Origin of the sequence: Streptomyces azureus, from assembly GCF_001270025.1 — a bacterium.
Classification (GTDB): Bacteria; Actinomycetota; Actinomycetes; order Streptomycetales; family Streptomycetaceae; genus Streptomyces; species Streptomyces azureus.
The window spans coordinates 17,348-30,660 of the sequence record NZ_DF968285.1 but is presented as its reverse complement, the minus strand read 5'-3'; the positions used below and the strand labels follow the sequence as shown (position 1 = coordinate 30,660).

The following is a 13,313-nucleotide window of genomic DNA, read 5'->3' as shown; positions in this document are numbered from 1 at the left end:
AGCATGACCGCCGACGCCGTACAGGCACGGCTGACGGACCTGTTCCGCGATGTGCTCGGCATGCCCGGGCTCGGCCCCGACGACAGCTTCTTCGACTACGGTGACTCGCTGCTCGCCGCCCGCCTCATCATGCGGGTGCGCGGCGAGTTCGGGCAGAACGTGCCGCTGCCGTGGCTTTTCGAGGGCCGCACCGCCGCCGCCCTGGCCGAGCGCCTCACCCGGACGCCCGAGCAGTCGGCCGCGCCAGAGCCGATCGAGCGCGTCGACAGTCAGCGCCCCGTTCCGCTGTCGCACGCCCAGGAGCGGCTGTGGTTCCTGCACCTCCTCGACCCGTCGGACCCCGCCTACAACGAGCCGCTCTCCTACCGGGTGCGCGGAGCACTGGACACGGCGGCGCTGCAGGCGGTGCTCCAGGAAGTGGTGGACCGGCACGAGCCGCTGCGCACCCAGGTCGCGGCGGGCGACGACGGTGAGACGCCCGTCCTGCTGGTGCGGGAGGACGTGGTCTGTGCCCTCGACGTACAGGACCTGCGCGCCGCGTACGCCGAGGGCGGCGAGCCGTGGCTGCGCGAGACGCTGCGCACCACGATCCGCCGCCCCTTCGACCTGACGGCGGCGCCGCTGGTGCGCGGCCACGCCTTCCGCATCGGCGACGACGAGTGGGCGCTGCTGTTCACGCTCCACCACATCGTCACCGACGGCTGGTCCAACACCGTCTTCCTCGAAGAGCTGAGCGCCGGCTACCGGCAGGCCCGCGGCGACGGCCCCGCCGGCGACGCCGAAGCGCTGCCCGTCCGGTTCTCCGACTACGCCGCCTGGGAGCGGCGCACGGTGGGCGAGGACCTGGAGCGCGGGCTGCGCTTCTGGGAGGAGGAACTGCGCGGGGCGCCCGACGCCCCGGCGCTGCGCACCGACCTGCCGCGCGGCGACGTCCTGTCCACGCGCGGCGACGCCGTGCTGCACGACCTGGACGCCGCCACCTCCGCGCGGATCGCCGACGTGGCCCGGCGGTGCGGGGTGTCGACGTACTCGCTGACCCTGGCCGTGTTCACGCTGCTGATGCACCGCTGGACCGGCGAGGCGGACGTCGTCGTCGGCACGCCCGTCGCGGGCCGCCACCACCCCGACCTGGAACGGCTGATCGGCTTCTTCGTCAACACCATGCCGGTCAGGTCGGGGTACGACGGGCAGGACACGTTCGCCGCCCACGCCGCCCGCGTCGAGGCGGCGGTGCGGCGCGCGTCCGCCTACGACCACATCCCCTTCGACCGCATCGTGAACCGGGTCGTCGGCGGCGGCCACAGTGGCTACCAGCCGCTGGCCCAGGTGGTCTTCGCCTACCAGAACGACTTCGACCGCAGGCTCGCCCTCGACGGCCTGGACGTCGAGCTGGCGCACGTGCCGAACGGCTCCGCGCGGTTCGAGATGACCCTGTTCATGGCCGTCGCGCCGGGCGGTGCCCTGGAGTGCGAACTGGAGTACAACACCGACCTGTTCACGCGGGATACCGCGGAGCGCTTCCTCGACGTCTACCGGACGCTGCTGGCCGGCGTCCTCGACGATCCGCACCGGCCGCTGTCCCAGTACGCGCTGGTGTCGCCCGCCGAACACCGGCGGCTGGCCGCCTGGAACGAGACCGACGTGCCGTTCCTCGACGGGACCTGCCTGCATCACCTGGTCGAGGAGCAGGCGGCACGGACCCCCGACGCCGTCGCCGTCGTCCACGGCCACACGCACCTGACCTACGGTGCGCTGGAAGCCCGCGCCAACCGGCTGGCCCGCCACCTGCGGACCCTGGGCGTGGGCGCCGACGCGGTCGTCGGCATCTGCATGGACCGCTCCGTCGACATGGTCGTGGGGCTGCTCGGCATCCTCAAGGCGGGAGCCGCCTATCTGCCGCTGGACCCCACCTCGCCGCGCCACCGCCTGGAGACGATCAGCGAGGACGCCCGCTCCCGCTGGTGTCTGAGCCTGGAACGGCACCGCGACGGCGTCCCGGACGTCACCCACCGGGTGTTCCTGGACACCGACCGGGAGACGACCGACGCCCACGGCCCGACGCCGCCCGACGCACCCGTGCACCCGGACGACCTGGTGTCCGTGTACTACACGTCCGGCTCCACCGGCCGCCCCAAGGGCGTGGCCAACACTCACCGGGGCTGGGTCAACCGCATGGCGTTCCTCCAGCGCCAGCACCGCCTGCACCCGGGCGAGACCGTCCTGCACAAGACCACGTTGAGCTTCGACGACGCGGCCCTGGAGATCTTCTGGCCGCTGCTGCACGGCGGCCGCATCGCCCTGATCGACCCCGAACTGCACCGCGACCCGCGCGAGATCGTCGACGCCGCGACCCGCAGCCGCACCATCCACCTTCAGCTCGTGCCCAGCATGCTCGCGATGGTCGTCGACACCGTCGACGCCCTGGACCCGGACACCCGCGCCCTGCTGAGCGCGCTGCGCACCACCGTCTCCAGCGGCGAGGCGCTCTCCGGTGAACTGGTGCGCCGCCACGGGGAGTCGCTGCCCGGCACCCTGCACAACACCTGGGGCGCCACCGAGGTCTCCATCGACTCCACCACGCACGCCTGCACCGCCGCCGACATCGACACGGCCGGCGCGGTCAGCGTGGGCCTGCCGTTCGACAACAACCAGATCCACGTGCTCGACGCCCACCACCAGGAAGTGCCGGTGGGTGTCGTCGGGGACCTGTACATCGGCGGCGTCGGCCTGGCCCGCGGCTACCTCGGCGACCCGGCCAGGACGGCGGCGGCGTTCGTGCCCAGCCCGTACGCGCCCGGCGAGCGCATGTACCGCACGGGCGACCGCGGCTACCGGCGCCCCGACGGCACCCTCATGTTCGTCGGCCGCACCGACCACCAGGTCAAGATCCGCGGCATGCGCGTCGAACTCGGCGAGATCGACGCCGTCCTCACCCGGCACCCGGACGTCACGGAGGCCCTCACCGTCGTCCAGGAGTCGGCGTCCGGGATCAAACGGCTCGTCGCCTACGTCGTGGCGGCCGGCGCGGCGCAGGCACCGACGCCGACGGCGCTGCGCCGCCACGTCGGCAACCTGCTGCCGGACTACATGGTCCCCTCGTTCGTGCTGGTCCTGGACGCCTTCCCGCTCACCTCGAACGGCAAGGTCGACCGCAGGGCGCTGCCCGAGCCGGACCGGCTGCGCGACCACTCGGACCTGGAGTTCGTGGCGCCCCAGGGGCCGGTGCAGGAGAACATCGCCCGGATCTGGGCCGATCTGCTGGGCGTCGACAAGGTCGGCGCACTCGACAACTTCTTCGCCCTGGGCGGCCATTCGCTGGTGGCCACCCGGCTCGTCTCCCGCGTCCACCAGTGTTTCGGCGTCGAACTGCCGCTCAAGACCGTCTTCGGCAGCCCGACCGTCGAGGCCCTGGCGCTGGACGTGGAACGGCTCCTGGCCGAGCGGGTCGCGGCCATGACGGAAGCCGAAGTCAGGGAACTGTTCGCGCGGTTGGGCGGTTGACCGGCCGCCCCGTCTCCCGTCCCGCCCTGTCCTGTCCCTCACCGAGCGGAGACCACAGCACCATGGCCAACCCATTCGACGACACCGACGGCACGTTCCTCGTCCTGGTCAACGACGAGGGACAGCACTCCCTGTGGCCGGCCTTCGCCGCCGTCCCCGACGGCTGGCAGCCGGTCTTCGGCGAGGCGAGCCGCCAGGAGTGCCTGGACCACGTCGAGCGGGCGTGGACCGACATGCGGCCCCGCTCGCTCGTCGAGGCACCGCAGACCACCCCGCGCTGACCGCGCGTCCGCCCGCCCCACCGACACCCACGGAGCCCAGCCCATGACCACCCTCGTTCTGGACGCCCACGACATCTCCCGCATCATCGGCACCGTCGGCCGCGACGCGGTGATGGACCGCGTCATCGACGCCCTGGACACGGCGTTCACCGCGCTCGCCCACGGCACGGGCGGCAGCACGCCCGCCCGCGGCGGATTCACCAGACAGGCCCACGGTGAGGGCTGCCTGGAGTGGATGCCGCACCATGAACCCGGCAGCAGCGTCACCATCAAGACCGTCGCCTACTCGCCGGGCAACCCCGCGCACTGCGCGCTGCCCACCATCCTCGGCACCGTCGCCCGCTTCGACGACATCACCGGCCGGCTGACGGCGCTCGCCGACGGCGTGGTGCTCACCGCCATCCGCACCGGCGCGGCCTCCGCTGTGGCCAGCCGACTGCTCGCCCGGCCCGACAGCGGCGTCGTCGGCCTGATCGGCGCCGGCGCCCAGGCGGTGACCCAACTGCACGCCCTGAGCCGGGTGTTCGACATCCGTGAGGTCCTGGTGCATGACGTGAACCCGGGGCATCTGGCCACGTTCCCGCAGCGCGTGGGGTTCCTCGGCCTCGACGTGCGGGCCGCCGCCGCGGCCGACGTGGTGGCCTCCGCCGACATCCTGTGCACCGCCACCTCCGTCGAGGTCGGCGCGGGCCCCGTCTTCGACGACGTCGACCTGCGCGAGCACCTGCACGTCAACGCCATCGGCGCGGACCTGCCCGGCAAGACCGAGCTGCCCCGTTCGCTGCTGACGCGGGCGTTCGTGTGCACCGACCATGTCGAGCAGGCGCTGCGCGAGGGAGAGTGCCAGCAGCTCGGCGCGGACGGCATCGGCGCCCGTCTGCCGCAGCTGTGCGCCGACCCGGCCACCGCCCACGCCCAGCGTGCGCGCACCACCGTCTTCGACTCCACCGGGTTCGCCCTGGAGGACCACGTCGCCCTCGACGTCCTGCTCGAACTGGCCACCGAACTGGGCCTCGGCACCGGCCTCGACATCGAGTACCACCCGGTGGACGCGCTGGAGGTCTACCCGCCGCTGGCGGCCGGCGACCGGCTCGCCCCGGCCACCGCGGGCTAGGGCGTGTCTGTCCGGCGGATCTGGCTGGACTCGGGTGACCGCGATCGATCGGTGCAGGCCAGAGCCCGCGACTCCCGCAGGATCCGCCGGACGGGCCCCAGGGCGTCCGCCGAAAGTCCCGCATGTGAAAGGATGAGGTCAAGTCCGTTGAGTACGAGCCAGTTTGATGATGTGGCCGCGGACGTGCCGGACGGCGCCAGCGGTGAGGACTTCTACGTCTTCCCCGCCTCGCGGGCCCAGCAGCGCATGTACTTCCTACAGGAACTGGCGGGCGACGCCTCCACCTACCACGTGCCGCTGTTCTTCGCGCTCACCGGCGAGCTCGACGAGCGGGCCCTGCGCGAGGCCGCACAGGGCCTGCTCGACCGGCACGAGGCGCTGCGCACCCGGTTCACGGTGCGCGACGGCGGGGTTCTCCAACTCATCAGCGTGCAAGCCGAGTTGGCGTGGCGGGTGGACGAGGCCGCCGACGCGGACGACGACGAGGAAGTGGCCCGGTGGCTGCGCCGGGAGAGCACACGCCCCTTCGACCTGCACACCGGGCCGCTGTTCCGCGTCGCGCTGCTGCGCAGGTCACGGCGCTCGTCGGTGCTGCTGCTCGACATGCACCACATCGTCACCGACGGCTGGTCCTCGGGCATCCTCCTCAAGGAGCTGTCCCACGGCTACGCACTTCGCACCGCGGGCACCCCGGACGACCAGCGGCCGCCCGAGGTGCAGTACGCGGACTACTCCACGTGGCAGGACGAGTGGCTGGAGTGCGCCGCTGCCCGCCGCCAGGAGGAGTACTGGCGCGAGCGGCTCTCGGGTGAGCTGCCCACCCTGAAGCTGCCCACGCCCCGGCCGCGCCGCCAGGACGTACCCGACGGCGCCGGAAGCCATGTCTTCCGGCTGTCCGACCGGGCGGCGCAGGGGCTGACCGAACTGTGCGCGCGGTCCGGCGCCACCCCGTTCATGGGGCTGCTCGCCGCCTTCAGCGTGCTGCTGAGCCGCTACACCGGGGACGAGGACATCCTTGTCGGCACGCCCATCGCGGGCCGCAACCGTGACGAGTTCGCCCAGACCGTCGGCCTGTTCGTGAACACCACGGTGCTGCGCACCGACCTGTCCGGCGATCCGACCTTCAGGGAGCTGCTCGACCGGGTCCGTGACCGGGTGCTGGAGGCGCACGACCACCAGGACCTGCCCTTCGAGCGGCTGGTGGAGCTCGCGGGGGCCCGGCTGGGGCCCAAGTCCTCACCGCTGTTCCAGGTGATGTTCGGGATGAACCGGTCGGGCGATCTGGAGTGGACGCTGCCCGGCGTGGACGTCGAGTGGCTGCCGGTCACGCTCTCCGAGGCCAAGTTCGACCTGATGCTGGACGCGATCGAGTCCCCGGCCGGTATCGAGTGTGCCTTCGAGTACCGCGCCGACCTGTTCGGTCCCGAGACGATCGCGCTCCTCGCCGAGCAGTACGGGGTGCTCCTGGAATCCGTCGCCGCCGCCCCGGACCGTCCCGTGTCGACGCTGCGGGTGCTCACCGACACCGAGCTCGCCCGCCACGCGGCCTCGTCGACGGCGTCGACGGGCACGCCGCCGCGGCTGTGCCACGAGCGGTTCGCCGACTGGGCGGCACGCACCCCCGACGCGATCGCCGTGGCCGACGGCGACACGCACCTCACGTACGCCGAACTGGAGGCGCGCGCCAACCAGTTGGCGCACCACCTGCGCGCGGCCGGCGTCGTCCCCGGCACCCTGGTGGGGCTGAGCATGCGCCGCACCGCCGACCTCCTCGTCGCCCTCCTGGCCGTCGTGAAGGCGGGCGGCGCCTATGTGCCGTTCGACCCGGCGTACCCCACCGACCGGCTGCGCTTCATGGCCGACGACAGCGGGGTGCGCACCCTGGTCGTCGGCGACGGGGTCCCGCGCTGGTGGGACGGGCTGCCCGTGCACGTCGTCGACCCGGCCCGCGACGCCGCCGCCGTCGCCGCGCGGCCCCGCACCGCCCCGGACAGCGGCGTCACCGCCGACGACCTCGCGTACGTCATCTACACGTCCGGCTCCACCGGCCGCCCCAAGGGCACCCTGATCCCGCACCGCAACATCGCCCGGCTGTTCTCCGCGACCGAGCCCTGGTTCGGCTTCGGGCCGACGGACGTGTGGACGCTGTTCCACTCCTACGCCTTCGACTTCTCGGTGTGGGAGATCTGGGGCGCCCTCGCCCACGGCGGGCGGCTCGTGGTGGTGCCCTACGAGACCAGCCGCGACCCCGAGGCGTTCCACCGGCTGCTGAGCGCGCAGCGGGTGACCGTGCTCAACCAGACGCCGTCGGCGTTCTACCAGCTGATGCGGACCGACCGGGACACCCCGCGCCCGCTCGCGCTGCGCCTGGTCGTCTTCGGCGGCGAGGCCCTGGACCTGCCCGCCCTGCGCGACTGGTTCGAGCGGCACGGCGACAGCTCGCCGCGGCTGGTCAACATGTACGGGATCACCGAGACGACCGTGCATGTGACCTACCGTCCGATCACCCTGCGCGACCTGGACGAGGGCCGTGGCAGTGTCATCGGCAGGCCCATCCCCGACCTGCGCCTGTACGTCCTGGACCGGCACGGCCGCCCCGTGCCCACGGGTGTGCCCGGCGAGCTGTACGTGGGCGGCGCGGGACTGGCCGACGGCTATCTGAACCAGCCCGAGCTGACCGCGCGGCGGTTCGTGCCCGCACCGCCCGGCACCGGCGCGACCGGCCCGTTGTACCGCACCGGCGACCTGGTGCGCCCGCTGCCCGACGGCGACCTGGAGTACTGCGGCCGCATCGACCGCCAGGTCAAACTGCGCGGGTTCCGCATCGAACTCGGCGACATCGAGGCCGCGTTGAGCACCCACGACGCCGTCGTCGACTCGGCGGTGCTGCTGCGCACCGACGACGCGGGCCACCCCTATCTCGCCGCGTACGCCGCCGCGCCCGGCGCCGACGCCACCGACGCGCAGGCGCTGCGCGACCACCTGGCCGCCCTGCTGCCCGACTACATGGTCCCGGCCTCCTGCACCGTGCTGCCGGCCCTTCCGCTGACCGCCAACGGAAAGGTCGACCGCGACGCGCTGCCCGCACCCGGGGTGGCCCGGGAGCCGGCCGCCCGGTACGTCGCCCCGCGCACCGAGGTCGAACGTGCCCTCGTCGAGGTGTGGGAGCAGGTGCTCGGCTGCCGCGTCGGCATCGACGACGGCTACTTCGCCCTGGGCGGCGACTCCATCCGCAGCATCCAGCTGCTGGCCCGCGCCCGCGAGGCAGGGCTCGACTTCAAGCTCACCGATCTGATGGACAAGAAGACGGTCCGCAACCTGGCCGGCTCCGTCACCGTGCGCGGACCGCGCGGACAGGACAGCCGCCCCGAGGCGTTCGACCTGCTGTCCGCCGCCGACCGGGCGCTGCTGCCGCCCGGCCTCGACGACGCCTACCCGATGACCCGCACCCAGCTCGGCATGGTGTTCCACAGCGGTCTGTCCCGCGGCGGCACCGGCGTCTACCACAACACCACCGCCTACCGGCTGCGCGCCCGCTTCGACGAAGCCGCCTGGCGCACCGCCCTCGACGAGACGATCGGCCGCCACGACATCCTGCGCACCTCCTTCGACCTGCACACCTGCTCCGTGCCCGTCCAGCAGGTGCACCACCGGGTGAGCGCTCCCGTCACCTTCGAGGACCTCACGCACCTGACCGCCGCCCAGCAGCAGGCGGCGATCGACCGGCGCGCCGCCCACGAACAGGCCGAACCCTTCGACGGGCGGCACGCCCCGCTGATCCGCTTCCACGTGCAGCGCCTGTCCGACGACACCCAGCAGCTGTTCGTCACCGAGCACCACGCGATCCTCGACGGCTGGAGCGAACGCTCCCTGTTCACGGAGCTGCTCACCCGCTACGCCGCCGCGCTCACCGGCGCCCCGGGCCCCGGCACCGCCCCGCCCGCCGCCCGCTTCCGCGACTACGTCGCCCTGGAGGCCGCCGCGCTCGCCGACGAGGACAGCGCCGCCTACTGGCGCGGGGAGCTGGCGGACGCCGTCTCGACCCGGCTGCCCCGCCCGGTACGCACCACGGGCCAGGACCGGGCGAGCGACATGCGCTTCGCCGAGGCCCCCGTCGCCCCCGAGGTGACCGCCGCCCTCACATCGCTCGCGGCCCGCCTCGACGTGCCGCTGCGCACCGTCCTGCTCGCCGCGCACCTGCGCGTCATGGGCCTGCTCGGCGGCAGCGACGACGTGGTCACCGGCGTCGTCCACAACGGCCGCGGCGAGGACCGCGACGCCGAACTGACCCTGGGCGTCTTCCTCAACACCTTGCCGCTGCGGTCCCGTTCGGCCGGCGGCAGCTGGATCGACCTGATCGAGCGCACCGCACGCCAGGACATCGACATCCAGCCGCACCGCCGCTTCCCGCTCCAGGAGATCATGCGGCTGCACGGCGGCGCGGAACTCTTCGAGACGTTCTTCAACTTCACGCACTTCCACGTGGAGAGCACCGGAGCGTACGACGGCGCGGTCAGTGTCCTGGACGCCCAGGGGGAGGCGCCGACGAACTTCCCCTTCGGTGCCGAGTTCGCGCTCGCGAGCGGGGACGGCCGTCTCACGCTCGGACTGCGCTACGACGCCGCCCGGTTCGACGACGACCAGATCACCGCCTTCCACGGCCACTACGCCGCCGCCCTCGCGGCCATGGCCCGATCGCCGCACAGCCCGTACCTGGACGCGGATCTGCTCTCGCCCGCCGAGCACGCGCTGATCGCCTCCTGGAACGCCACCGAGCGGGACTACGGCGACCGCCCCCACCTGCTGCACGCCCTCGTCGCCGAACAGGTGCGGCTGCGCCCCGAGGAGACCGCGGTGCGCCACGACGGGGCCGAGCTGAGTTACCGCGCCCTGGACGAGCGGGCGGCGCGCCTGGCGGCCGCGCTGCGCGAGCGCGGCGTGGCCCGCGGCACGTTCGTCGGTGTCCTCCTGGAGCGCTCGCTCGATCTGTCCGTGGCCCTGCTCGCCGTCCTCAAGGCCGGTGCCGCCTACGTGCCGTTGGACGCCGAGCACCCGGACCGGCGCATCCGGCAGGTCGTGGACGCCGCGGGCCTGACCGTGGTCGTCACGGACGCGGCCGGTGGTGACCGGCTCGCCGCCGTGCCCGGCGTGACGGTGGTGGGCCCGGACGCCGAACCGGCGGACGCCGTCCGGCAGGAGAGCGGGCACACTCCCGACGACCCCGCCTACATGATCTTCACGTCGGGATCCACCGGCACCCCCAAGGGCGTCGTCGTCTCCCACCGGGCCATCTGCAACCGGCTGTTGTGGATGCAGCAGGAGTACCGGCTCACGGCAGGGGAGCGGGTGCTGCACAAGACGCCGTACACGTTCGACGTGTCGGTGTGGGAGCTGTTCTGGCCGCTGCTCGCGGGGGCCACCGTGGTGCACGCCCGGCCCGGCGGCCACCGCGACCCCGCCCATCTCGCCGAGTTGATCGTCGCCGAGCACATCACGACCGTGCACTTCGTGCCGTCCATGCTCCAGGCGTTCGTCGAGGAACCCGCCGCCCGCCGGTGCACCGGCCTGACCCGGGTCGTGTGCAGCGGTGAGGCACTGCCGCACGATCTGCAGACCCGGTTCTTCGCCGTCCTGGACGCCGAACTGCACAACCTGTACGGCCCCACCGAGGCCGCCGTCGACGTCACCGCCTGGCGCTGCCGCGACGACGGCCGCGCCGTGGTGCCGATCGGCCGCCCCATCGCCAACATGCAGACCCACGTCCTGGACCCGCGCGGCCACACCGTGCCCGTCGGCGTCACCGGTGAACTGCACCTCAGCGGCGTCGGCCTCGCCGACGGCTACCACGGCAGGCCCGACCTGACCGAGCGGGCCTTCGTCACACACACCGACCGCGCGGGCGTGCGGCGGCGCATGTACCGCACCGGCGACCTGGCCCGCCTGCTGCCCGACGGCACCCTCGAGTACCGGGGCCGCACCGACTCCCAGGTCAAACTGCGCGGAGTCCGCATCGAACTGCAGGAGATCGAGGCCGTGCTGGCCGCCCACCCGGGCGTCGCCGAGTGCGCGGTCGTGCTGCGCGGTGAGCGGCTCGTCGGCTACGTCGTACCCGCCGCCGGCGCCGACCTCGACCCGGCTGTCGACGCGGCCGCCCATCTCGCCCAGCGGCTGCCCGCCCCGATGGTGCCGACCGCCTGGGTGCGCCTGGCCGCCATGCCGCTCACCGGCAGCGGCAAGCTCGACCGCGCGGCGCTGCCGCAGCCGCCCGCGACGGTGTGCGGCGAAGGGCCCCGCACCGCCCCTCGCGACCCGCACGAGGAGCGCCTGGTGCGGCTGTGGCAGCGGCTGCTCGACACCCAGGACGTGGGCGTGCACGACGACTTCTTCGCCCTGGGCGGGCACTCCCTCACCGCCGTCCGCCTCGTCGCCCTGATCAACGTCGAGTTCGGCGCCGCCCTGCGCGTCTCCGCAGTCCTCGAACACCCCACGATCGCCCGGCAGGCCGCGCTGCTGCGGCAGCGCCCCGACCCGGCCGACGCCACGGCCGCGCCCATCGCGACGCTGCGCGGCCACGGCCACCGCACGCCCCTGTTCCTCGTCCATCCCGTCGGCGGGGGGGTGACCTGCTACCGCGACCTGACCGCCGCCCTCGACGACGACCAGCCGGTGTACGCCCTGCCCGCGCCCGGCCTTGACGACGCCGACGCCCTGCCCGCCTCCGTCGCCGAACTGGCCGAACGCTGCCTGCGGGCCGTGCTCGCCGTGCGCCCCGAGGGCCCCTACGCGCTGGCCGGATGGTCCTTCGGCGGCCTGGTCGCCCAGGAGATGGCCTGCCGCCTGCACGAGCGCGGCACACCCGCCACGGTTCTCGCGCTCATCGACAGCGGCTTCCCGACGGCCGCCCCGCCGGAGTCCGAGCTGCTGCGGGACTTCGCCGTGGACGTGCTGCGCTCGGCGGGCCGCCCCGCCGACCCCGCCCTGCTCGCCCAGCTGGCGGCGCACGCGGCGGCGGCCCGCACCGACGCGGCCGTCGAGACACTCGCCCGGCACCTCGACACCCCGTGGCCCGACGACGGGCCCGGCGGCCCGGACGGGCACCGACTCGCCCGCCACTACGCCGTGTTCCGCAACAACCGGCTGCTGGCCGCGACCCACCGGCCGCGCCCCTACCCCGGCGCCGTCCGCTTCTACCAGGGCACCGACGCGGCGGCCGGACACGAGGCCGCCCGCTGGGCGGCGTCCTGGCAGGGCCCGGCCGTCGTCCGCGAACTGCCCGCCGACCACTACGACATCGTGCGCCCCCCGCACGTCAAAGCCGTCGCCGACGACCTCGGTGCCGCCCTCACGACTCGGCAACAGGAGACACCCGCATGATCGAGCTGCGCAGCGACACCTTCACCCTGCCGACCCCCGCCATGCTCCGCGCGATGGGCCAGGCCCGGCTGGGCGACGACGTGTACGGCGAAGACCCCACCGTCCGCGAACTGGAGGAGAAGGCCGCCCAGTTGCTCGGCAAGGAGGCCGGCTGCCTGATGCCGAGCGGCACCATGGCCAACCTGGCCTCGATCATGACGCACGCGCCACGCGGCTCGAAGGTCCTGGTGGGCACCGAGAGCGACATCTACGTCTACGAGGCGGGCGGCGCCTCGGTGTGCGGCGGCGTCGTCTACGAACCGGTCGTCAACCGGCCCGACGGCACACTGCCCCTGGCGGACCTGCGGGCCGGGTTCCCCGACGACCCGGAGGACCCGCAGTTCGCCCTCCCGTCGCTGATCTGTCTGGAGAACACCCAGAACCGGTGCGGCGGAGTGCTGCTGAGCTTCGAGTACCAGCGCGAGGTACGGGAGCTGGCGGACGAGCGCGGTATCGGCGTCCACCTGGACGGGGCGCGGATCTTCAACGCGGCGGTGGCGCTCGGCCGCCCGCCCGCCGACCTGGCCCAGTACGCCGACTCCGTGCAGTTCTGCCTGTCCAAGGGCCTGTCCGCGCCGATCGGTTCGATGGTGGTGGGCTCCGCCGACTTCGTGCGCGGCGTCCGCCGCGTCCGCAAGATGCTCGGCGGCGGCATGCGCCAGGCCGGTCTGCTGGCCGCCGCGGGGCTGGTCGCGCTCGACGACTACGAGCGCCTCGCCGAGGACCACGACAACGCCCTGCGCCTGGCCAAGGGCCTCGCCGACATCGACGGCATCACCGTAGACCCCGACGCCGTACAGACCAACATCGTCATGTTCCGCGTGACGGCCCCCGGCTTCACCTGGCAGATCTTCGCCGACGCGGCCGCCCGCCAGGGCCTGGCCATCGCCGAACTGGGCCACGGCCGGCTGCGCGCCGTCACCCACCGCGGCGTCGACAGCGCCGACATCGACGCCGCCCTCACCGTCGTGCGGCGCGTCATCGCCCAGGGCGCGGAGGCCTGA

The 13,313-nt window shown here is 73.4% G+C and carries 5 protein-coding genes; all 5 read left to right on the top strand.

What is annotated here, in order from left to right:
• The first annotated feature begins 3 nt into the window (after positions 1-3).
• Positions 4-3,501: a non-ribosomal peptide synthetase gene (locus AOQ53_RS18075; protein WP_236711721.1), complete on the top strand. Its 3,498-nt coding sequence runs from the start codon at positions 4-6 to the stop codon at positions 3,499-3,501.
• Between the two features lie 62 nt (positions 3,502-3,563).
• Positions 3,564-3,782, top strand: a complete 219-nt coding sequence (locus AOQ53_RS18070; protein ID WP_059418539.1) for an MbtH family protein — start codon at positions 3,564-3,566, stop codon at positions 3,780-3,782.
• A gap of 43 nt (positions 3,783-3,825) precedes the next feature.
• Positions 3,826-4,896, top strand: coding sequence for an ornithine cyclodeaminase family protein (locus tag AOQ53_RS18065; RefSeq protein ID WP_059418537.1), 1,071 nt, complete (start codon positions 3,826-3,828; stop codon positions 4,894-4,896).
• Between the two features lie 171 nt (positions 4,897-5,067).
• Positions 5,068-12,270 (top strand): amino acid adenylation domain-containing protein, encoded by a 7,203-nt coding sequence (locus AOQ53_RS18060; protein ID WP_059418535.1) that lies wholly within the window; start codon positions 5,068-5,070, stop codon positions 12,268-12,270.
• Complete coding sequence (locus tag AOQ53_RS18055; protein WP_059418533.1) at positions 12,267-13,313, top strand: GntG family PLP-dependent aldolase; 1,047 nt, start codon at positions 12,267-12,269, stop codon at positions 13,311-13,313. The genes AOQ53_RS18060 and AOQ53_RS18055 overlap by 4 nt, the downstream gene beginning before the upstream one ends.